Genomic DNA, 22,092 nt, shown 5'->3' with positions numbered 1-22,092 from the left:
TCAGCTTCCGGAGGCGCAGACGACCTCGGCCCGCGGCCGGTACTTGGTGGTCAGCTTCTTGTCGCGCTTGACCACCTTGCCGTCGTTGTGGAAGACGCGGGTGACGTCGATGGTGAAGCCCTGCTGGCCGGGGCCGGCCACGCAGTCGGGGGCGTCGCTGGTCTCGCGGCGGAACGGGGTGAAGTCCCGCTTCTCGGACTCGACGGCCTCGACCTTCTCGTACCGCTTGGTGCTGTAGAGGGTGACGGTGACGGACGTCTCGGTGGACGCCGTCTTGATCAGCACGCCGTGGTCGGAGTCGTTGCGCCACTTCAGGTCGAGGTCGGGGTAGAGCAGCGCGGCGTCGCGGCCGGCCGGGTAGCGGGTCGAGTGGTAGTCCATCGGCGTGTGCGTCACGTCCTCGAAGCCGCCGAAGAAGACCGCGTTGTAGAGCGCGGTGGCGAACTGCGACGAGCCGCCGCCCATGATGGTGAGCAGCCGGCCGCCGACGATCTGCGGCGCCGGCACGTAGCCGCCCTCGGTGGTGCGCTCGCCGACCAGTTCGTTGAGCGAGAACGTCTGGCCCGGCCTGACCAGGTGGCCGTCCACGTCCGCGGCCATCTGCCTGATGTTGGTGACCCGCGGCTGGCAGCAGTCGAACATGGAGGTGAACGAGCCCACGGCCTCCTTGATGCCGAGCCCGCTCACCTCCTCGGTGGTGACGTCCGGCGGCGCGGCGGACAGCGTGACGGGGACGACCCGCTCGCCGCCGCGCCGCAGCATGCCGGTCACGTCGCGGGCGAGGCGCTCCTCGTCGATGCCGTGCCCCGCGCGGGAGGTGACGAGCCGGGGGCTGCCGTCGACGATCTCGTACGTGGCGTCGCGTGGCGCCTGGGCCGCGTCCACCAGGACGCTCTCCACGGGGCCGAGCGCCTTCGCGGCGTCGAACCGGGGCTTCAGCGCCCCCTCGTCGTCGGCCACGAAGGTCAGGCTGGCCGCGATGGCCGCCGGGGTGAGCTGGGCCTGCTTGCCGTCGAGGGTCAGTGTGATCGGGCCGGCGACGGCGCGCCTGGCCTGGGTCCTGGCCCGGTTCACGGCCTCCTGCGTGGTGACGGGCTCGGCCGGTTTCAGCGACAGCGACGCCTTGCCGCTGCCGGTGAGGAAGGCGGCGCTGATGGCCTTGATGGCCTCGGGCCGGTCGAGCAGCGCGCCGGGGCGCGGCTGGGTGACGACGGGCCGCAGCTCCTTGAACGTCACCTTGCCCTCGGTCGGAGGCTTGTCGACGGTCCCGGCCAGCGCCTCGACGGTCCTGGCGAGCTGGGAAGCGTCGACGGTTACCTGGGGTTCCAGCTCGGTGGTGCCGGTCAGCGCCCGCCACACCTCGCCGGGGCTGGGGAAGCCGCTGGGCACCTGGTTGATCGTGCTGACCACGTCCAGCTGCAGGCCGGCCTCGTCGGGCTGGACGGTGTCGCGGTGCTTGCCGACGGTCACCACGACGGGCTTGCTGAGCTCGGCGGCCAGCTCGGCGCGGAGCTTCTCGGCCGCCTGCGTGACGGTCAGGCCGCCGATGTCGACGCCGTCGACGCGGGTGCCTGGCAGCACGGTGCCGGACATCAGCACGGCCGGCACCAGGTAGGCCAGGAGGACGGCGAGGACCACGAGCACGCCGACGGCGGGCAGCAGGCGGCGCCGCCTGGACGGCTCGGGGTCGGTGTAAGCGGGGGGCTGCGGCTCGGTGAAGGCCGGTGCGGGATTCACGCTGACCGGCCACGGCTGCGACTGCTGCGGGGCCGGGGGCGGCCCGCCGTTCGCGGCGGCCTGGGGGCCCTGGCCCGCGGGCGGGGACTCCGGCCGGCCCTGGGGGCCGAAGATGTCCCTGGACACACCGGGTGGAAGGCCTTCCACCTTCGGCTTCCTCGAAGTGGCGCGCGAGGGTAACGGCACCGAGGCGAACGGGTCGGTCGGTGATTCGATCGGTCCCGCGTTACGCACGCCTCAATCTCCTCCCTCTCCGCAGCCACTTCTCAGGAAACAGTAAGGCACGCGGGTACGGATATGTCACGAGAAACGACTACGGAAGTGTGTCAGCCGATCCAGCGGTATCGGTGTTCCGGTCTGCCCGCCGTCCCGTACCTGGGCCGCAGCTCGGCCCGGCGGGCGCCGCACAGGTACTCCAGATAGCGGCGCGCGCTGACCCGCGACAGCCCCGTCAGGGAGGCGGTCTCCACGGCCGACAGGTCGCGGCCCGCCTCCCGCAGCACCGTGGCGACCAGTGCGCAGGTCGCCTGCGACAGGCCCTTGGGCAGCGCCGGCGGGGTGCCGGTGACGCCGAAGAGCCGGTCCACGTCGTCCTGGCCGGCCTCCGGCCCGATGGCGCTGAGCTGCCTGCGGGTATGGGCGTACTGCTGGAGCCGCTCGGTGAGCGCGGCGGCGGCGAACGGCTTGATCAGGTAGTTGACCGCCCCGCCGCGCATGGCCTCCCTGACCGTCGGCACGTCGCGGGCCGCGCTGATGACCAGCACGTCCACGCCGCTGATCGCCTTGAGCACTTCCAGGCCGGACATGTCGGGCAGGTAGATGTCGAGCAGGACGAGGTCGGGCCGGGACCCGGCGACGGCCGTGATCGCGTCGGCCCCGTTGTGGGCGGTGGCCACCACCTCGAAGCCCGGCATCCTGGCGACGTAGCCGGCGTGGATGCGGGCCACCATGAAGTCGTCGTCCACGACCAGCACCCGGATGTCGCTCACGTCGCCGCCTCCTCGGGCAGCAGGGCGGTGAACACCGCGCCGCCGGAGTTGCGCACCCGCACCCAGCCGCCGCGGCGCAGGCAGGCCTGACGGGTGAGCGCCAGGCCGAGCCCGCGCGGCCCCGAGTGGGCGGCCTTGGTGGTGAACCCTTCGCGGAAGACCTCCTCCACCAGTTCCGGCGTGATGCCCGGCCCCGAGTCGCGCACCCGTACGCGCAGCCCGCCGTCCCCCGCCACGACCGAGACCTCGATCGTGCCGGCCCGGCCGTCGAGCGCGTCGATGGCGTTGGCCACCAGGTTGCCCACGACCAGGACCGCGTCCTGCGGGTCGCCGAGCGCCCTCTCGGGCACCGTGGAGTCGTCCGACAGCACCAGCCGGGCGCCGCGCTCGGCCGCCTCGGCCGACTTGGCCAGCAGCAGCGCGGCCAGCGTGGGGTCCTGCACCCGCTCGCGCAGCTCGCCCGCCTTCACGCCCGGGGTGGTGCTGGTGATGAACGCGATGGCGGCGTCGTGCTCGCCCATCTCCAGCAGCCCGACCACGGTGTGCATGCGGTTGGCGAACTCGTGCGCCTGGGCCCGCAGCGCCTCCGTCGCGCTGCTGGTCGACTCCAGCTCGCGGGCGAGGCGGACCAGCTCGGTGCGGTCGCGCAGGGTGATCACCCAGCCGCTCTGCCGGCCGCGTACGGACACCGGGGTGCGGTTGAGCACCAGCACCCGCTCGCCGTGCAGGACCACCCGGTCCTCGCCGGGGTCGGCGCCGCCGAGCACGTCGCGCATGCGGTCGGAGACCGGCATCCGGGTCAGGTCGTCGCCGACGTCGCCGAGCAGCTCGCGGGCGGCGTCGTTGACCAGCGTCACCCGGCCGTCGAGGTCGAGCGCGAGCACGCCTTCCTTGACGCCGTGCAGCACGCCCTCGCGCTGCTCCAGCAGGGCGGCGATCTCGCGCGGCTCCAGCCCGAACGTCTGCCTGCGCACCCTCGCGGTGATCAGGGCGGCCGCGGCGAGCCCGGCGACGAGCACGGCCGACGCGGTCCACAGCAGCGGCGGCAGCGCGCCCGCCACCTCTCCGATGACCGTGGTCTCCAGCACGCCGACCGAGACCAGGCCGATGACCTCGCCGTACTCGTCGCGCACCGGGGTCTTGCCGCGGACCGTGATGCCGATCGTGCCCTTCTGGGTGCCCACCCAGTCGCCGCCGGTGGTGAGCACGTAGCTGCCGTCGGTGGACAGCCGGTGGCGGATCAGCGAGGCGTTGGGGTGGGCGTAGCGGACCTGGTCGGCGTTGGCGATCACCACGTAGTCGGCGCCGGTGGTCTGCTGCACGCTCAGCGCGAGCGGCTGCAGCACGGTCTCCGGCCGGCGCAGCTTGAACGCCTCGCGCACCTGCGGCAGGGCGGCGACCGACTGGGCGATGGCCAGCGCCCGCTGCTCGTAGCGGGAGTCGTACTGGTTGCGGGTGTGCTGTGCCCAGACAGCGGCGGTGCTGCCGACGGCGAGCAGCACGATCGCCATCTGGAGCACGAACAGCTGGGTGCCGAGTCTCACGCAGCACATGCAAACAGCGCCAGGTCACGGGCCGGTTGCGACCAATACGACCACTACGACCGCTACCTGCAGAGTCTCGACGCGACGGCTCACGGGCCGCACGATCCAGGGTTCATAGATGTGAAACCCCCTGGAGTTGATCATGCGTTTGCGCATCATCGCCGCGCTCGCGGCGTTCTCCGTCGCGCTGGCCGGCTGCGGCGGCGGCAGCGGCGGCGGCACCACGACCCTGCGCATCATGGCCCCGGCCTCGCCCGGCGGCGGCTGGGACCAGACCTCCCGCACCGCGGAGCAGGCGCTGAAGTCCGTCGCGCCGGACCGCGGCGTCGAGGTCTTCAACGTCCCCGGCGCCGGCGGCACGATCGGGCTGGCCCAGCTCGCCGGTGAGAAGGGCAACGGCAATCTGCTGATGACCATGGGCCTGGTCATGGTCGGCGCCATCGAGCAGAACAAGTCCAAGGTCACGCTGGCCGAGACGACGCCGATCGCCAAGCTGACCGAGGAGTACGAGATCGTCGTGGTCCCGGCGGAGTCCCCGCTCCAGTCGCTGCAGGACCTGGTGGCCGCGTGGAAGGCGGACCCGGCGAAGGTGTCGGTCGCGGGCGGCTCGGCCGGCGGCACCGACCACATCGTGGCCGGGCTCATGGCCAAGGCCGCGGGGGTCGACCCCAAGCAGGTCAACTACATCGCGCACTCCGGCGGCGGCGAGGCGCTCAACGCGCTGCTCGGCAACAAGGTCACGATCGGCGTCTCGGGCGTCGGCGAGTTCGCCGAGCACGTCAAGTCCGGCAAGCTGCGCGCGCTCGGCGTCACCTCCGGCGAGCGGCTGCCCGACCTGGACGCGCCCACGGTGAAGGAGGGCGGCCTGGACGTGGAGCTGGCCAACTGGCGCGGCTTCGTGGCCCCCGGCGGGCTCGACGACGCCGACCGGCAGGCGCTGACCGACCTGGTCACCAAGATGCGCGACTCGCAGCCGTGGAAGGACGCGGTGGCCAAGAACGGCTGGATCGACTCGTTCATGACGGGCCAGGAGTTCGACGCCTACCTGAAGTCCGAGGAGACCCGGGTCAAGGGCATCATCGCCGAGATGGGGCTCGTGTCCTGATGTCCTCACCCGAGGAGCCCACTCTTCAGGAGACCGGGCGCAAGCGCGGCCCTTGGCGGCCCGAGCTGGGGCTGGCCCTGGTGGTGCTCGGTCTCGGCGTGTTCGTCGTCGTGGGCACGCTCGACGTGTCGGCCGCGGCCTCCCGGCTCGGGCCGGGGCCGCGGTTCTTCCCCATGCTGGTCGGCGGGGCGATGATCCTCATCGGCCTGTTCTACGTGGCCGACGTGCTGCGCGGCGGGCGCGGCGACCCGGAGGAGAGCGAGGACGTGGACGCCGAGGCGCCCGCCGACTGGCGCGGCGTCGGCCTGGTGAGCGGCGTCTTCCTGGCCTTCACCGCCGTGCTGGACGTGCTCGGCTGGATCATCGCGGCGAGCCTGCTGTTCTTCGGGCTGTCGCTGGCGCTCGGCGCCGAGCACAGGGTCCGCGCGGCCGTGATCGCGGTGGTGCTGGCCGTCTCGACGTACCTGACGTTCGTCGAAGGGCTGGGCGTCACGCTGCCCGCCGGGCTGCTGTCGGGGGTGATCTGAGTGGAGTCGCTGGGGCTGCTGCTCGACGGGTTCGCCGCCGCGCTGACGCCGGTCAACCTGCTGTACGCGCTCGTCGGCGTCACGCTCGGCACCCTGGTCGGCGTGCTGCCGGGCATCGGGCCGGCGATGACCGTGGCGCTGCTGCTGCCGATCACCTTCACGGTGCCGCCGGCCAGCGCGTTCATCATGTTCGCCGGCATCTACTACGGCGGCATGTACGGCGGCTCGACCACGTCCATCCTGCTCAACACGCCCGGCGAGTCCTCCTCCATGATCACCGCGCTGGAGGGCAACAAGATGGCCAGGCGCGGGCGGGCCGCGCAGGCGCTGGCCACGGCGGCCATCGGCTCGTTCGTTGCGGGCACGATCGCCACCGCGCTGCTGGTGTTCGCGGCGCCGGCCGTGGTGAGCTTCGCGATCTCGTTCGGCCCCGAGGACTACTTCGCGCTGGCGATCCTGGCCTTCACCGCGGTGTCGTCGGTGCTGTCGCGGTCGGTCGTGCGCGGGCTGGCCTCGCTGGTGCTGGGGCTGGCGATCGGGCTGGTCGGCATCGACCAGCAGACCGGGCAGGCCCGGCTCACGCTGGGCGTCCCGCAGCTCCTCGACGGCATCGACGTAGTGATCGTCGCGGTCGGGCTGTTCGCCGTGGGCGAGGCGCTGTACGTGGCCTCCCGGCTGCGGCACGCCCCGCCGGACGTCGTACCCGTCGGGCGGGCCTGGATGGGCCGCTCGGACTGGGGCCGGTCGTGGCGGCCGTGGCTGCGCGGCACCGCGCTCGGCTTCCCGTTCGGCGCGCTGCCCGGCGGCGGCGCCGAGATCCCCACGTTCCTGTCGTACGCGGCCGAGAAGCGGCTCGCCCGCGGCGTGGCGCGGGAGGAGTACGGGAAGGGCGCGATCGAGGGCGTGGCCGGGCCCGAGGCGGCCAACAACGCCTCGGCGGCGGGCACCCTCGTGCCGCTGCTCACGCTGGGGCTGCCGACCTCCGCCACGGCCGCGATCATGCTGGCGGCCTTCCAGCAGTACGGGCTGCAGCCCGGGCCGCAGCTCTTCGACCACAACCCGGCGCTGGTGTGGGCCATGATCGCGTCGCTGTTCATCGGGAACACGATGCTGCTCGTGCTGAACCTGCCGCTCGCGCCGGTCTGGGCCAAGCTGCTGCGGATCCCGCGCCCGTACCTCTACAGCGGGATCATCCTGTTCGCCGCGCTCGGCGTCTACGCGCTGAACGCCAGTGCGGTGGACCTCGTGGTGCTGTTCGTGCTCGGGCTGCTCGGGTTCGCCATGCGGCGGTTCGGGCTGCCGGTCGCGCCCGCGGTGATCGGCATGATCCTGGGGCCGATGGCGGAGATCCAGCTGCGGCGGGCGCTGGCCATCGGCGCCGGCGACGTGACCGTGCTGGTGGGCAGCCCGGTCGCGGTGGTGCTGCTCGTGCTGTCGCTGCTGGCCCTGCTGACGCCGCTGCTGCGGGGCTTCATGGCCAGACGGCGGATGCCGCCGCTGCCGGTCTCGCACGAGGACTGAACGGCGCGGCCCCGGACACCACCCGGGGCCGCGTCCGTCTCAGACCGCCGCGGCCGCGGGGACGGGGGTTCCGGCCCGCACGGCGCGGGGCACGATCAGCAGCCCGGCCGCCGCTATGACCAGGGTCGCGGTGAACACCGTCCAGTAGGCCCCGCCGGCCGCGATGAACAGCGCGGAGGTGACGGCGACCGCCACCACCGAGAACACCGACTCCCCCAGGTGCAGCGCCCCGCTGTTCTCGCCGGCCTCGCCGGGGGCCGACAGCTCCAGCGTGAGCACCGACAGCGTCGGGTAGATCAGGCCCATCCCGAACCCGGCCGCGATCCAGGCCGGATAGGCCAGCTCCAGCGGCACCCCGGGGAACGTCACGGCCCCCATCGCCACGATGCCCACCGACAGCGCCACCGAGCCCAGCCGCAGGTTCGTGCTCCGGCTGAACACCTCGCGCCCCTGCAGCCAGGAGGCGAGCGACCAGGTCAGCGCGCCACCGGTGAGCGCGATCCCGGCGGTGAACGGCGACATGCCGCGCTCCTCCTGCAACATGAGCGGCACCATCACCTCGGCCGCGAAGAACGCCCCGGTGGCCAGGCCGCGCAGCCCCACCACCGCCGGCAGCCCTCTGGCGGCCCTGAGCGTCCCGGGGGGCAGCAGCCTCGGCAGCGCCACCGCCAGGATCACCAGCCCGATCGCCAGCAGCGCGAACCGCCCGTCGCTCCCGTACTGCATGAGGGCCGCCGCCACGGCCGTCACCGCCGCCCACGCGATCTTGCCCATGAGCCCCGGCGCCGGGGCGCCCTGACCGCCGCGCACCGGCTGCCCGGCCAGCCCGCGCGCCAGCACCAGCCCGGCCGCCACGGTCAGGAACGGCACCAGCAGGAACACCCACCGCCAGCCCAGCGTCTCCACGATCACGCCGACGATCGCCGGCCCCACCATCGACGGCACCACCCACGCGGTCGCGAACAGCGAGAACACCCGGGGATGCAGCTCCTCGGGATAGACCCGGGCCACCACCACGTACAGCGCCACGTTCACCAGCGCCCCGCCGAACCCCTGGATCAGCCGCCCGGCGATCAGCACCTCCATGGCCGGCGCCAGCCCCGCCAGCGTCAGCCCGCCGATGAACGCGGCCGCGCCGGTCCAGAGCGGCGGGAGCGGCCCGCGCACGTCCGCCCACCGGCCGCCGAGCACCGTGCCCACCACCCCGGCCGCCAGCGCGCTGCTGAACGCCAGCCCGTAGAGCTCGAACCCGCCGAGCTCACGCGCCACCACCGGCATCGCCACCGCGACCGCCACATATTCGAAGGCCACCAGTGACACCATCGCCACCAGGCCCGCGGTCAGAGCAGATGTCTTCATACCGGAGACGGTAGATCCGCTCCTCGCGGAAAACCTCCAGCCACGGCCGTAGGCCGGGGTACGCGGATCGGCCTAGGTCCCGCCCCCACGCGCGGAGGGCGGGACCTAGGACCTACTCGGAGACGCCCAGCTTCTCCAGGATGAGCTGACGGGCGCGGGCCGCGTCGGCCTTGCCGCGGCTGGCCTTCATCACGCCGCCGACCAGCGCGCCGACGGCCGCGATCTTGCCGGAGCGCACCTTCTCGGCGGCGTCGGCGTTGCCCGCCAGGACCTCGTCGATCATCGCCGACAGCTCGCCCTCGTCGTTGACGATCTTCAGGCCGCGCTTCTCGACCACCTCGTCGGGGGCGCCCTCGCCGCCGAGCACGCCCTCCAGCACCTCGCGGGCCAGCTTGTCGTTGAGCGCGCCGGAGGCGACCAGCTCGGTCACCCTGGCCACCTGCGCGGGCGTGATCGGCAGGTCGGCCAGCGCCACGCCGGTCTCGTTGGCGCGGCGGGCCAGCTCGCCCATCCACCACTTGCGGGCGTCGGCCGCGGGCGCGCCCGCCCCGACCGTGGCCTCCACCAGGTCGATGGCGTCGGCGTTGTGCATGGCCCGCATGTCGAGGTCGGACAGCCCCCACTCGGCCTGCAGCCGCTTGCGCTTGACCGTCGGCAGCTCGGGCAGCCCCGCCTTGAGCTCCGCCACCCACGCCGGGTCCGGCGCGATCGGCACCAGGTCGGGCTCGGGGAAGTAGCGGTAGTCCTGCGCCTCCTCCTTGGACCGGCCGGACGTGGTGGTGCCGGTGTCCTCGTGGAAGTGACGGGTCTCCTGCACGATCCGGCCGCCGTCGGCGAGGATCGCGGCCTGCCGCTCGATCTCGCCGCGCACCGCGCGCTCGACGCTGCGCAGCGAGTTGACGTTCTTGGTCTCGGTACGGGTGCCCCACTCGGACGAGCCGCGCGGCATGAGCGAGACGTTCACGTCGCAGCGCAGCGAGCCCTCCTCCATGCGCACGTCGGAGACGCCCAGCGAGCGCATGATCTCGCGCAGCTCGGTCACGTATGCCTTGGCCACCTCGGGCGCGAGCCGGTCGGTGCCGGGGATCGGCTTGGTGACGATCTCGACCAGCGGGATGCCGGCCCGGTTGTAGTCGACGATCGAGTAGTCGGCGCCGTGGATGCGGCCGGTGGCGCCGCCCACGTGGGTCGACTTGCCGGTGTCCTCCTCCAGGTGGACCCGCTCGATCTCGATCCGCACGGTCTCGCCGTCGACCTCCACGTCGAGGTAGCCGTCGAAGCAGAGCGGCTCGTCGTACTGGGAGATCTGGTAGTTCTTCGGCATGTCCGGATAGAAGTAGTTCTTCCGAGCCATGCGGCACCACTCGGCGATCGAGCAGTTGAGCGCCAGGCCGATCCTGATCGTGGACTCGATCGCCATGGCGTTGGCCACGGGCAGCGCCCCCGGCAGCGCCAGGCAGGTCGGGCACACCTGCGTGTTGGGCGGCGCGCCGAAGGTGGTCTTGCAGCCGCAGAACATCTTCGACGCGGTGCCCAGCTCGACGTGCGTCTCCAGCCCGAGCACGGGCTCGAAGCGAGCGAGCGCCTCGTCGTACGGCATGGCCGTCTCGACAGTCATGATGAGGTCCTTCGTTCAGATCGCATGCGAACCAGCTCCTAGAGCGCCGGTGCCTTGGCCAGCAGGCTGCCGCCCCAGCGGCTTTCGAGGGCCTGCTCCACGGCGGCGCCGACCCGGTAGCAGCGGTCGTCGCCCAGGACCGGGGCCATGATCTGCAGGCCCACCGGCAGGCCGTCCTCGTCGGCCAAGCCGCACGGCACCGAGATGGCCGCGTTGCCCGTCAGGTTGGACGGGATCGTGTAGAGGTCGGCGAGGTACATCGCCATCGGGTCGTCGGCGCGCTCGCCGATCGGGAACGCCGTCGTCGGCGTCGTCGGCGAGACGAGCACGTCGACCTGGTGGAAGGCGGCCTCGAACTCGCGCGAGATGACCGTGCGGACCTTCTGCGCCTGGCCGTAGTAGGCGTCGTAGTAGCCGCTCGACAGGGCGTACGTGCCCAGCATGATGCGCCGCTTGACCTCGGGACCGAAGCCGGCGGCCCTGGTCAGCGCCATGACCTCCTCGGCGCTGCGGTCGCCGTCGTCGCCCACGCGCAGGCCGTAACGCATGGCGTCGAAACGGGCCAGGTTGGAGGAGCACTCCGACGGCGCGATCAGGTAGTAGGCCGGCAGGGCGCTCGCGAACGCCGGGCAGGACACCTCGACGACCTTGGCGCCGAGCGACTCCAGGAGCTGCACGGTCTCGTTGAAGCGGGCCAGCACGCCGGCCTGGGCCCCCTCACCCGCGGCGAACTCCTTGACGACGCCGATGCGCATGCCGGAGACGTCGCCGTGGCGCGCGGCCTCGACGACGGACGGCACCGGGGCGTCGATGGAGGTCGAGTCCATCGGGTCGTGACCGGAGAACACCTCCTGCAGCAGCGCGGCGTCGAGCACGTTGCGGGCGAACGGGCCCGGCGTGTCGAGCGAGCTGGCGAAGGCGATCAGCCCGTAACGGGACGAGCCGCCGTAGGTGGGCTTCATGCCGACGATGCCGGTGACGGAGGCGGGCTGGCGGATCGAGCCGCCGGTGTCGGTGCCGGTCGCCAGCGGGGCCTCGTAGGCGGCCACGGCGGCGCTGGAGCCGCCCGACGAGCCGCCGGGCACCCGGGTCAGGTCCCACGGGTTGTGGGTGGCGTGGTAGGCCGAGTTCTCCGTGGAGGAGCCCATCGCGAACTCGTCCAGGTTGGTCTTGCCCAGGATGACCAGCCCGGCCTCGCGCAGCCGCCGGGTGACGGTCGCGTCGTAGGGCGGACGCCAGCCTTCGAGGATCTTGGACGCGGCCGTGGTCGGCATGTCGTGGGTGGTGAAGATGTCCTTGTGCGCGATGGGCACCCCGGCCAGCGGCCCGAGCTTCTCGCCCGCCCGCAGCCGGGCGTCCACGGCCCGCGCCTGCCCCAGCGTGGTCTCGCGGTCGACGTGCAGGAACGCCTTGACCTGGGGCTCCACCTCGGCCATCCGATCGAGGTGGGCCTCGGCCACCTCGACCGCGGACACCTCACCGGCGGCGATCATCGCGCCGAGCTCGGCGGCGGTCTTGCGGATCAGGCTCATGCCTCCTCCCCGAGGATGCGCGGCACCCGGAAGCGGTCGTCCTCGACGGCGGGAGCGCCCGACAGGGCCTGCTCGGGCGTCAGGGACTGTCGCACCTCATCGGGACGGAAGACGTTGGTCAGAGGCAGAGCGTGCGACGATGGCGGCACGTCCTCGGCGGCGACCTCGGCCACCTTCGCGACCGACTCGATGATGGCATCGAGCTGCGTGGCGTAGTGGTCGAGCTCGTCGTCGGTGAGCGCCAGCCTGGACAACCGGGCCAGATGCGCGACCTCGTCGCGGGTTATGGCGGACATGAGTCGTTGAACCCGTTTCGTGGATGGAGTTTGGACACTCACATCCTAGGGGCCTTGACGGATCGCCTCAGAACCCTTAACCACCTGGTAACACCAGTGGCGTGACGCCTCAGACGGTCTGGGGGAACTCCTCGCCGTACTCGTACTCGCGCTCCTGACGCTCGCGGAGCCAGGCGGTGGCGTCGGCGGCCGGCATCGGCTCGCAGAACAGCCACCCCTGGCCCAGGTCGCAGCCGATCTCGGCGAGGCGGAGCGCGACCGTCTCGGACTCGACGCCCTCCGCCACGGAGCGCAGGCCGAACGAGCGGACCAGGTCGACGATGGAGCGGACGATGCGGTCGTCGTCGGCGGAGTCGGCCATGCGGCGCACGAAGGAGGAGTCGATCTTCACTTCGGAGATCGCCAGCCGCTGCAGCCGGATGAGCGACGAGTAGCCGGTGCCGAAGTCGTCGAGCGCGAGCGGCACGCCGAGCGCGGCCAGCGCCTTGATGGTCTCCTGGGTGTAGACCTGGTCGCCGGTCAGGATGCGCTCGGTGACCTCCAGCTGGATCGCGGCCGGCGGCAGCCGGTGCCTGGCCAGGCCGGCTTCGAGCTGCTCGGGCAGGGCGGGGCCGAGCAGGTCGCGGGCGGAGATGTTGACCGAGATCTGCACCCGCAGGCCGGTCTGCCACCAGCGGGCGGCCTGCTCCAGCGCCTCGTCGACGACGTAGGCGGTGAGCTGGCGCATCAGGTAGGACTGCTCGGCCAGCGGGATGAAGTCCGACGGCCCGATGGCGCCGTGGACCGGGTGGTGCCAGCGCAGCAGCGCCTCGACCCCGTCGACGGCGCCGCCGGCCAGGGCGATCTTCGGCTGGTAGTGCAGGCGCAGCTCGCGGCCGTCGAGCGCGCGGCGCAGGTCGCCCAGCAGGTTGAGGCGTTCGGGCGAGTTGCGGTCCTTGTCCGGCTGGTAGATCTCGACGCCGGTGCGGCCCTCCTTGGCCAGGTACATCGCCACGTCGGCGCGCTGGAGCAGCAGCTCGAAGTCGGGCGCGTGGTCGGGGTAGAGGGCGATGCCGACGGAGCCGTCGAGGTCGAACGACATGCCTTCGAGCCGCACCGGCTCGGTGAGCGCGGCCCGCAGCCGGGCGGCCACCTCGCGGGCGGCGTGGGCGTCCCTGATGGACGGCAGCAGCACGGCGAACTCGTCGCCGCCGAGCCGGGCCACCACGTCGCCGGGCCGCACGGAGTGGGTGAGCCGGTGGGCGACGAGTTGCAGCAGCCGGTCGCCGACCGGGTGGCCCATCGTGTCGTTGACCTCCTTGAACCGGTCGAGGTCGATGAGGAACAGGCCGACCCGCTCGTCATGGCGGGCCTCGGCCAGCGCCTCCTCGGTGCTGACGATGAGCATCTTGCGGTTGGGCAGCCCGGTCAGCTCGTCGTGCAGCGCCTGGTGGTCGCGGCGCATGGAGAGCGTGGCGGTGAAGTAGACGGCCGCGAGCGGGGCCACGAACAGCGGCACCAGCCCGGGTGAGTGGTTCATCACGACGACGACCAGCGGGGCCAGCCCGAGCAGCCCGGCGTACACCAGGGCCTGCGGCCCGATCGAGGCGCGCAGCACCCGCAGGATGGAGCGGCGTTCGTGCAGCGCCACGGCGCCGCACACGAGGCTGGCACGGGTGGCGAAGTAGGCGACCCCGGCCAGCGCGATGGCCGGCAGCGCGTCGCCGGTCGGCACCCACGGCACGGCCGGGTTCGGCGCGTGGCCGAACGCGCCGATCACGACGGCGGCGGCGGTGAGCGCGAGCGTCGACTGGGCGATGTTGAACATCACCCGGTGCCAGGCCTTGCGGGTGGCGATGCCGTTGACGATGACGGCCACGGCCTGCAGGAGCACGGCCACGGGCAGACCGAGGTAGAGCAGGACCGCGAAGGTGAACATGGCCGAGGGGTACGTGCCGCCCACCGCGGTGGCGGAGGACACCATGACCGGCCGCAGCTCGCCCAGGACGACCAGCACCGCGAGCACCCAGAACAGCGGCGTGCGGACGAGCTCCGTCAAGGGGCCCGGGTCCAGTCTCAGCACGGCCACGAGGAGCGCGGTGAAGCCGATCACGGTGACGCCCGCGAGGAACGCCCACAGGGGCGTGCCGGCGCGCGGCCCGGTGTCGCGGGTGTCGGTTGGGTCAGTCATCGTTAACGAAACCCCCATTAGTTCACTATGGGAGGGTACGACCATAACCCACTTCTCGCAGCCAAGTGCGTACGTTCCGTCACATCTCCTCCCCGGCCTGCACCCACCCTCCGTAGTTACCTGGTCAACGCCCTGTATTCACAGAAACTTCCCGAGCGTCACTATTCGGGCGTGACCGCCAGCTCCGCGGCGGCGTCGGGCCCGTGTTCGAGCAGGGTCGCGAAACCTTCGTCGGTCAGAATGGGGATCTTGAGGCTGACGGCCTTGTCGTACTTGGACCCGGCGTTCTCGCCGGCGATCAGGAACGACGTCTTCTTCGACACCGATCCGGTCACCTTGCCGCCCCTGGCGGTCAGCTCCGCGCCCGCCTCGTCGCGGGTGTGGCCGGCCAGCGTGCCGGTGACCACGAACGTGAGCCCCGCCAGCGTCTGCGGCAGCTCGGAGACGGCCGGGGCCTCCTCCTCCATGCGGACGCCCGCGCGCCGCCACCGCTCGACGATCTCGCGGTGCCAGCCGACCTGGAACCACTCCTTGATGGTGACCGCCATCCGCGGGCCGATGTCCTCGACCGCGGCGAGCTCCTCCTCGGTGGCGTTCATGACGGCGTCGACGGAGCGCAGCTCGGCGGCCAGCTTCTGCGCGGTCGGCGGGCCGACGTGGCGGATCGACAGCGCGACCAGCACCCGCCAGAGCGGCGCCTCCCGCTTGACCCGGTCGAGCTCGGCGATGAGCTGGTGGGCGGCCTGGCTGGGCCTGCCGTCGGCGTTGGAGAACAGCGAGACGACCTTCTCCTCGCCGGTCTTCGGGTCGATCTTCGGCAGGCCGGACTCCTGGTCGCGGACCACCGACCTGATCGGCACCAGCCGGTCGAGCGTGAGGTCGAACAGGTCGGCCTCGGTGCGGACCACCGGCTCCTGCGGCGGCACCGGCTGGCTGAGCGCGGTGGCGGCGACGTAACCCAGGCCCCGGATGTCGAGCGCGTTGCGGTGGGCGGCGAAGTAGAGGCGCTCGCGGATCTGCGCGGGACAGCCGCGGGCGTTGGGGCAGCGCAGGTCGGCGTCGCCCTCCTGCTCGTAGGCCAGCTCGGTGCCGCACTCCGGGCAGTGGGTGGGCATGGCGAAGGCCCTCTCGGAGCCGTCGCGCAGCGCGGTGACCGGGCCGATGATCTCGGGGATGACGTCGCCGGCCTTGCGCAGGATCACCGTGTCGCCGATGAGCACGCCCTTCTTCTCGACGACGGCGGCGTTGTGGAGCGTCGCCCGGTTGACCGTCGAGCCGGACACCACCACCGGCTCCATCACGCCGAACGGCGTCACCCGGCCGGTGCGCCCGACGCCGACCTGGATGTCGAGCAGCTTGGTGTTGACCTCCTGGGGCGGGTACTTGTAGGCGATGGCCCAGCGCGGCGCCCGCGAGGTGGAGCCCAGCTCGCGCTGGATGCGGAACCGGTCGACCTTAACGACCACGCCGTCGATCTCGTAAGCGGGGTCGTGACGGTGCTCGCGGTAGTGCTCGATGTAGGCGTTGACCTCGTCGAGCCCGTCCACGACCCGGTAGAGGTCGCTCACCGGCAGCCCGAACCCGCGCAGCCGCTCGTAGACCTGCGACTGCGACCGCGGCTCCGCCGCGCCCTCCCAGACGCCCACGCCGTGGACGAGCATGCGCAGCGGCCGCTTGGCGGTGACGCGCGGGTCCTTCTGCCTGAGCGTGCCGGCGGCGGAGTTGCGCGGGTTGGCGAACGGCGGCTTGCCCTCCTCCACGAGCTGCTCGTTGAGCAGCTTGAAGTCGTCGACCGGGATGTAGACCTCGCCGCGCACCTCGACCAGGCTGGGGACGTCGTCGCCGGTGAGCCGGTGCGGGATGTCCCTGATCGTGCGCACGTTGGCGGTCACGTCGTCGCCCACCCGCCCGTCGCCCCGGGTGGCGCCGCGCTCCAGCCTGCCGTCGCGGTAGACCAGCGCGATGGCCAGCCCGTCGATCTTCAGCTCGCAGAGGTAGGGGCCGGGATCGCCTTCGGCCAGCCGCTCGGCCCTGGTCAGCCAGCCGGTCATGCCGTCGGCGTCGAAGACGTTGTCGAGGCTCTCCATCCGGGCCAGGTGGTGGACCTTGGTGAACTCGCCGGAGACCGGCGCGCCGACCTTCTGGGTGGGCGAGTCGGGCGTCTGCAGCTCCGGATGGGCCTTCTCCAGCTCCAGCAGCTCGCTGAACCAGGTGTCGAACTGCGCGTCGCTGACCGTCGGCGCGTCTTCGACGTAGTAGCGGTAACGCGCCTCCTCGACCAGCTCGCTCAGCTCGGCATGCCGCTGCCGCGCCGCCGCTGGCATGTCCCCCTGCTCGCTCACGGCGTCTCCTTCCGTACGAACACCCCTGGCCGAACGGTATCGCGCGGCACCGTCACTCCTGGAGGTCGCGCGCGGGGTCGTCCTTGATCACCTGCGCGGCCTTCCGGCAGGCGGCCAGCGCCGACCTGGCGTAGCCGGGCGAGGCGCCGGCGAGCCCGCAGGCGGGCGTGAGCACGATCTTCCCGGCCAGCTCCTCCGGCGCGAACCCGAGCCGCCGCCACAACTCCAGCGCGGGCCGGGCCACCGCCGAGGAACGGGGCAGCCGCGTGTCGGTCGCGGGCACCACGCCGAGGAACAGCCCGACGCCGGCCTCGACCAGCTCGCCGATCGGCTCCTCGTCCCTGCGCCTGATCAGCGACGCGTCCGTGGACACCGCCCGCACCCCCGCCCGGCGCAGCAGCGCGTACGGCACGGAAGGGGCGCAGCAGTGGACCACCACGTCGGGGAAGGCGCGCAGCGACTCCTCCACCCGCCACTCCTCGGCGGCGAGCAGCCGCCCGAAGCCGGACGCGGTCGGCACCGTGCCGTTCAGCACGCCGGGCAGGCCGGGCTCGTCCAGCTGGAGCACGAGGTCGGTGACGCCGGGCATCCGCCGGCGCACCTCGGCGCAGTGGTCGGCGACGCCCTGCGCGAGGGAGGCGGCCAGGTCGCGCACCGCGCCCGGGTCGGACAGGACCTTGTCGCCGTGACGCAGCTCGATCGCGCCCGCCAGCGTCCACGGCCCGCAGACCTGCAGCTTCAGCGGCCCCACGTAGCCGTCGCCGACCTCCTCCAGCCCGTCGAGGTCGCGCCGCAGATGGTCGACGGCCCGCTGGTGGTCGCGCCCCGGCCGCCCCGCCAGCCGCCACCCGGACGGCTGCACCTCCACGGGCAGGTCGACGAGCAGCCCCGCCGTCCGCCCCACCAGGTCGGCGCCGACCCCGCGCGCCGGCAGCTCCGGCAGGTAGGGCAGCCCCGGCACCTCCCCGAACACGACCCGCAGCGCCTCTAGATGATCGTCGCCCGGGTGCGACCCGACCCCGGTGGCTTCCCACGTCAGCATGGGCACAAGCGTAGGGTGTGCCAGATGAAGCTCACGAAGTACGGGCACGCCTGCGTACGCCTGGAGAAGGACGGCAAGGTCCTGGTCATCGACCCCGGCACCTTCACCCGGGACCCGGTGCTCGACGGCGCGGACGCGGTGCTCATCACCCACCAGCACCCCGACCACCTGGACGTCGACCGGCTGGCCGCCGCCTCCCCCGATCTGGAGGTGTGGACGTGCGAGGCCGTCGCCGCCGAGCTCGACGAGCTGCCGCTGAAGGTCGGCGTGGTCCGTCACGGCGACGACTTCCAGGCGGCCGGGTTCCGGGTGGACGTGTTCGGCGAGTGGCATCTGAAGAACCATCCCGACCTGCCGATCGTGCAGAACGTCGGGTTCATGGTCGACGGCTCGCTGTTCTACCCGGGCGACGCGCTCACCGTGCCCGGCGCCGAGGTGGAGACGCTGCTGGTGCCGACCAACGCGCCGTGGCTGAAGCTCGTGGAGATGGTCGAGTATCTGCGCACGATCCGGCCCGCGCGGGCGCTCTCCACCCACGACGGGCTGCTCAACGACATCGGGCTCGGGCTGGTCGACAACTGGCTGCGGATGGAGTCGGAGGCTCAGCAGGCCGACATGCGCCGGCTGCCCGTCGGCGGGTCGATCGAACTCTAGGCCGCCGACGTGATCGTGGCCGACCCGATCACCGTCGGCCCCGAGTAGAGCACCGCCGCCTGGCCGGCCGCGACGCCGGTGGCCGGCCTGTCGAGCTCGATCTCCAGGCCGCCGTCGCGCTCCTCGAACGCGCACCCGTACACCTCGCCGTGCGCGCGCAGCTGCACGGTGAGGTCGTCGCGGACGTGCGGGCCGTTCCACACCGGGCGCACGCAGGAGATGCGGGTGACCTCCAGCGCCGAGCGCGGCCCGACCGTGACGGTGTTGGAGACCGGCTCGATCGACAGCACGTAGCGCGGCCTGCCGTCGGGCGCGGGCCGGTCGATGCGCAGGCCCTTGCGCTGGCCCACGGTGAACCCGTGGGCGCCCTGGTGGCTGCCGACGACCGCGCCCGACTCGTCGACGATCGGCCCCTCGGCCGCGCCGAGCCGCTCGGCCAGGAAGCCGCGGGTGTCGCCGTCGGCGATGAAGCAGATGTCGTGGCTGTCGGGCTTGTCGGCGACGGTCAGCCCGCGCCGGGCCGCCTCCGCGCGCACCTCGGCCTTGGTGGAGTCGCCCAGCGGGAAGACGGCGTGGCCGAGCTGCTCGCGGGTGAGGACCCCGAGCACGTACGACTGGTCCTTGGCCGGGTCGGCGCTCCTGGACAGCACGCCGTCGACGAGCCTGGCGTGGTGGCCGGTCGCGACCGCGTCGAAGCCGAGCGCCAGCGCCCGGTCGAGCACCGCGGCGAACTTGATCTTCTCGTTGCACCGCAGGCACGGGTTGGGCGTGCGGCCGGCCGCGTATTCGGCCACGAAGTCGTCGACCACGTCACGCTGGAACCGCTCGGCCATGTCCCAGATGTAGAACGGGATGCCGATCACGTCGGCCGCCCGCCTGGCGTCACGCGAGTCCTCGATCGTGCAGCAGCCCCTGGCCCCGGTGCGGTGGGATTGGGGGTTGGCGGACAGGGCGAGATGGACACCGGTGACGTCGTGACCGGCCTCGGCGATCCGGGCGGCGGCCACGGCGGAGTCGACGCCGCCCGACATGGCGGCAAGCACACGCAATCCCATGACCGTTCCAGCGTACTGGCCGCACGGATGTGGTGTGGCGTCACCGAACGGTCGGCCGACCTCCGCTGACGGGAAGGCGCTCCTGGAAAGGGTGGCGGACGCGGGGCCGGTCGGCCTGGTCGAGCGACACCACGGGCAGGGCGGGCGCCGAGCCCCGGCTCAGCAGGGACAGGACCAGTTCCACCGTCTCCTCCATCACGGTCATGTTGAGGCGGTACCAGATGGTCGTGCCCTCCCTGTCCCCGATGATGAGGTCAGCCCCCTTCAAGACGTTGAGATGGCCGGACAGCGTCGGCCTGGGCACCGCGAGCTGCTCGGCGAGTTGCCCCGCCGACAGCCGGTCATGCTTGCGGAGGATGCGTAACACCTCACGACGTCGCACGTGAGCCAAAGCTTCGAAGGCACGGTTCACCAGCACGAAACCCACCTCGTTTCGCCCTAGACAGTGATGGGCGGCTTCCTGCCATTGGAGAGATCGTAAATTCGGCTAATAGCGCCAAATATCCCACATAAGGCACATAGGGGTCACGCTGCACCATGACCGAAGTCATGCGCCGGCGGCCCTGCGAGGCATGACCACGGCCACGCTGTGCTGCGAGAACCGGCTGGTTATGCTCGCGGTTATGCGGGATTCCCGATCGATCAAAGAGGTGGGAAGTTGGGTGGGATTCACCCACGACCACCCTCCTTTGGTGTTCAGCGCCTTCTTCTGGGGATCTGCCATCATCAGCGCCCTGGTGTTCGTCACCGGCTTCCAGGAATTGGGGCGTTTGGACCCGGCCGGCTGGCTGCTACCGAAGGTGTTCCTTTTCGTCAGCGCCGCCGCCCTGCCCATGAGCGGTGTTCTCTGGCTGCTCATGCCGTGGCGGCAGGACGTCCCGCCCCTGCGCAAGGCGGCCACCGTCGCCTTCCTGGCCACGAGCCTGCTCCTCATGCTGGCCGGCGGGATAGCCGCCCTGCTGATCGTGAGCGTGGCGGTCGGGAACGCCCTGGTCGTCTTCGGACTGCGCGGGGGCCTGGGATACGCGGCCGTGGCGGGGCTCTTCCCGTTCGGGATCGGGCTGCTCAATCCCGAGCAGTCGTTCGTCGCGGCCATCGTCAACGGCGCGGCCGTCCTGCTCCTGTGCCTGGTGATCCTGGTCGTGGTGGTCGCGATGATCGAGTCCGAACGCCGGGCGGAGGTGACCCGGCGACTCCTGGCCGACCTGGAACAGGCGCATGCGGAGCTCCGGCGCTACGCGGCACAGACCCGTGAGCTGGCCATCGCCGAGGAGCGCACCCGGATCGCCCGGGACATGCACGACTCCGTAGGTCATTACCTCACGGTCATCAACGTGAGCCTGGCGAACGCGCAGCGGTATCGCACCGCACGCCCCGAGGCCGCGTGGGACGAGGTGCGTCAGGCGCAGGAGCTGACGCTGGAGGCGCTGACGGACACCCGCCGCTGGGTCCGCGCGCTCAAGCCGCTGCGCATGAAGGGCCGCACCGGAGTCGCCGCGCTGCGCGCGCTGGCCGAGTCGTTCGGCTCGGCCGACACCGACGTCGCCTTCACGGTACGAGGCACCTGGCCCGATGTGGACGAGAGCCGCGAACTCGTCTGCTACCGGATCGTCCAGGAAGGGCTGACCAACGCGTTGCGCCACTCCCGGGCCCGGAACATCGTGGTCGCGCTCGACTGCACCCCCGAGCGAGTGGAGCTGACCGTGTCCGACGACGGCGCCGGCGCCGAACGGGACTCGATCACCACAGGCTTCGGGCTGCGCGGCCTGCGCGAGCGCCTGGAGTCCGTCAACGGGGCCCTGGACGTGAGCAGCGATCCCGGTGAGGGGTTCACCCTCCGGGCGATGGTGCCGGCGTGACCGTGGAAGACGCCATGGAAGATGGGGAGGGCGATGTGATCCGGGTCCTGCTGGTGGACGACCAGATTCTGATGCGCGAGGGCCTGCGCAAGCTCCTGGAGATCGAACCGGACATCGAGATCGTCGGATCCGCCGCCAACGGCGCCGACGCCCTCCGCCTCCTGTCGGGCATGCCTCCGGCGGACCGCCCCCACGTGGCTCTCGTGGACGCCCGCATGCCGGTGATGGACGGCGTCGAACTCGTCGGACGGCTGCGCGCGGAGTTCCCCGCCATCGCCTCCGTGATGCTCACGACGTTCGACGACGACGACTACATCTTCGGTGGGCTGCGTGCGGGCGCCAGAGGCTATCTGCTGAAGGACACCCCGCCCGACGAGCTGGTGGCGGCGATCAAGCGGGCCGCGGGGGGTGAGACCGTGCTGAGCGGCGCGGCCACGGAGCGGCTGGTGGCAGCGTTACGCGAAGGCACCCAGATCCGCCCGCCTGAGCCGGTCGAGCCCACGCGCGACGACGCCTCCGCCACGAGGCCGCCGTACGGGCTGTCCGAGCGCGAGTACGAGATCGCCCTGCTCGTCGGCTCGGGCGCCTCCAACAAGGAGATCGCGCGACAGCTCTACATCACGGAGGGCACCACCAAGAACCACATCTCCAACTGCCTGCGCAAGCTCGGGCTGCGCGACCGTACCCAGATCGCGGTGTGGGTGTCGCAGAACGCCGCCGGCCAGTGACGCCGCGGCCGGCT

18 protein-coding genes are annotated in these 22,092 nt (G+C 71.9%); 6 read left to right on the top strand and 12 right to left on the bottom strand.

All coding sequences use genetic code 11. The features are described 5' to 3' along the window. The 3 genes from KME79_RS31870 to KME79_RS31860 all read right to left on the bottom strand — a co-directional run bounded on the left by KME79_RS31870 (window position 1) and on the right by KME79_RS31860 (window position 4,270). The gene (locus tag KME79_RS31870) at window positions 1–1,884 is read right to left on the bottom strand and encodes a VanW family protein (protein WP_219548421.1); all 1,884 of its coding nucleotides are present in this window, start codon (window positions 1,882–1,884) and stop codon (window positions 1–3) included. Between the two features lie 179 nt (window positions 1,885–2,063). Next, on the bottom strand, window positions 2,064–2,726 hold the full coding sequence (locus KME79_RS31865) for a response regulator (protein WP_219548419.1): 663 nt from the start codon (window positions 2,724–2,726) through the stop codon (window positions 2,064–2,066). Then, entirely contained in the window at window positions 2,723–4,270 is a 1,548-nt protein-coding gene (locus tag KME79_RS31860; RefSeq protein ID WP_308249124.1) for an ATP-binding protein, read from the bottom strand. The genes KME79_RS31865 and KME79_RS31860 overlap by 4 nt, the downstream gene beginning before the upstream one ends. A 142-nt stretch (window positions 4,271–4,412) precedes the next feature. Between KME79_RS31860 and KME79_RS31855 the strand changes: the two genes are divergently transcribed. From KME79_RS31855 to KME79_RS31845, 3 genes are read left to right on the top strand one after another with little or no spacing between them, the layout of a single operon-like run. Continuing rightward, a complete protein-coding gene (locus tag KME79_RS31855; protein WP_219548415.1) occupies window positions 4,413–5,375 on the top strand; it encodes a tripartite tricarboxylate transporter substrate binding protein in 963 nt (320 codons plus the stop codon). Then, window positions 5,375–5,902 (top strand): tripartite tricarboxylate transporter TctB family protein, encoded by a 528-nt coding sequence (locus KME79_RS31850; protein WP_219548413.1) that lies wholly within the window; start codon window positions 5,375–5,377, stop codon window positions 5,900–5,902. The genes KME79_RS31855 and KME79_RS31850 overlap by 1 nt, the downstream gene beginning before the upstream one ends. Beyond that, window positions 5,903–7,423 (top strand): tripartite tricarboxylate transporter permease, encoded by a 1,521-nt coding sequence (locus KME79_RS31845; RefSeq protein WP_148029463.1) that lies wholly within the window; start codon window positions 5,903–5,905, stop codon window positions 7,421–7,423. A 39-nt stretch (window positions 7,424–7,462) separates the two neighbouring features. Here KME79_RS31845 and KME79_RS31840 read toward each other — a convergent pair whose 3' ends face one another. The 7 genes from KME79_RS31840 to KME79_RS31810 form a co-directional block, all read right to left on the bottom strand. Further along, the gene (locus KME79_RS31840) at window positions 7,463–8,782 is read right to left on the bottom strand and encodes an MFS transporter (RefSeq protein WP_246640758.1); all 1,320 of its coding nucleotides are present in this window, start codon (window positions 8,780–8,782) and stop codon (window positions 7,463–7,465) included. 112 nt (window positions 8,783–8,894) lie between these two features. Next, complete coding sequence (gene gatB, locus KME79_RS31835; protein ID WP_219548410.1) at window positions 8,895–10,400, bottom strand: Asp-tRNA(Asn)/Glu-tRNA(Gln) amidotransferase subunit GatB; 1,506 nt, start codon at window positions 10,398–10,400, stop codon at window positions 8,895–8,897. Between the two features lie 38 nt (window positions 10,401–10,438). Further along, complete coding sequence (gene gatA, locus KME79_RS31830) at window positions 10,439–11,932, bottom strand: Asp-tRNA(Asn)/Glu-tRNA(Gln) amidotransferase subunit GatA (protein ID WP_148029461.1); 1,494 nt, start codon at window positions 11,930–11,932, stop codon at window positions 10,439–10,441. After that, on the bottom strand, window positions 11,929–12,228 hold the full coding sequence (gene gatC / locus KME79_RS31825) for an Asp-tRNA(Asn)/Glu-tRNA(Gln) amidotransferase subunit GatC (RefSeq protein ID WP_049556801.1): 300 nt from the start codon (window positions 12,226–12,228) through the stop codon (window positions 11,929–11,931). The genes gatA and gatC overlap by 4 nt, the downstream gene beginning before the upstream one ends. Window positions 12,229–12,337: 109 nt before the next feature. Next, a complete protein-coding gene (locus KME79_RS31820) occupies window positions 12,338–14,398 on the bottom strand; it encodes a putative bifunctional diguanylate cyclase/phosphodiesterase (protein ID WP_219548407.1) in 2,061 nt (686 codons plus the stop codon). Window positions 14,399–14,559: 161 nt separating this feature from the next. Further along, a complete protein-coding gene (gene ligA, locus KME79_RS31815) occupies window positions 14,560–16,722 on the bottom strand; it encodes an NAD-dependent DNA ligase LigA (protein WP_219548459.1) in 2,163 nt (720 codons plus the stop codon). 70 nt (window positions 16,723–16,792) lie between these two features. Next, window positions 16,793–17,782 carry a methionine synthase gene (locus KME79_RS31810; protein ID WP_219548404.1) on the bottom strand — a complete coding sequence of 330 codons (990 nt, stop codon included), beginning with the start codon at window positions 17,780–17,782 and terminating at the stop codon, window positions 16,793–16,795. Window positions 17,783–17,806: 24 nt separating this feature from the next. Here KME79_RS31810 and KME79_RS31805 point away from each other — a divergent pair, with 24 nt between their 5' ends. Beyond that, the gene (locus KME79_RS31805) at window positions 17,807–18,436 is read left to right on the top strand and encodes an MBL fold metallo-hydrolase (protein WP_219548401.1); all 630 of its coding nucleotides are present in this window, start codon (window positions 17,807–17,809) and stop codon (window positions 18,434–18,436) included. Here the strand turns inward: KME79_RS31805 and mnmA are convergent. Together mnmA and KME79_RS31795 are read right to left on the bottom strand one after the other, a co-directional pair. After that, a complete protein-coding gene (mnmA, locus tag KME79_RS31800) occupies window positions 18,433–19,491 on the bottom strand; it encodes a tRNA 2-thiouridine(34) synthase MnmA (protein ID WP_219548399.1) in 1,059 nt (352 codons plus the stop codon). The genes KME79_RS31805 and mnmA overlap by 4 nt on opposite strands. Window positions 19,492–19,531: 40 nt before the next feature. After that, window positions 19,532–19,903 (bottom strand): metalloregulator ArsR/SmtB family transcription factor, encoded by a 372-nt coding sequence (locus KME79_RS31795; protein ID WP_308249126.1) that lies wholly within the window; start codon window positions 19,901–19,903, stop codon window positions 19,532–19,534. 250 nt (window positions 19,904–20,153) lie between these two features. Between KME79_RS31795 and KME79_RS47175 the strand changes: the two genes are divergently transcribed. Together KME79_RS47175 and KME79_RS31785 are read left to right on the top strand one after the other, a co-directional pair. Beyond that, window positions 20,154–21,350: a sensor histidine kinase gene (locus KME79_RS47175; RefSeq protein WP_219548394.1), complete on the top strand. Its 1,197-nt coding sequence runs from the start codon at window positions 20,154–20,156 to the stop codon at window positions 21,348–21,350. A gap of 14 nt (window positions 21,351–21,364) precedes the next feature. After that, window positions 21,365–22,078, top strand: a complete 714-nt coding sequence (locus KME79_RS31785; protein WP_219548458.1) for a response regulator — start codon at window positions 21,365–21,367, stop codon at window positions 22,076–22,078. The last annotated feature ends 14 nt before the right edge of the window (window positions 22,079–22,092 follow it).

Origin of the sequence: Nonomuraea harbinensis, from assembly GCF_019396385.1 — a bacterium.
Classification (GTDB): Bacteria; Actinomycetota; Actinomycetes; order Streptosporangiales; family Streptosporangiaceae; genus Nonomuraea; species Nonomuraea ferruginea.
The sequence above is the reverse complement of the archived record's forward strand: the minus strand, read 5'-3'. Positions and strand labels throughout refer to the sequence as shown.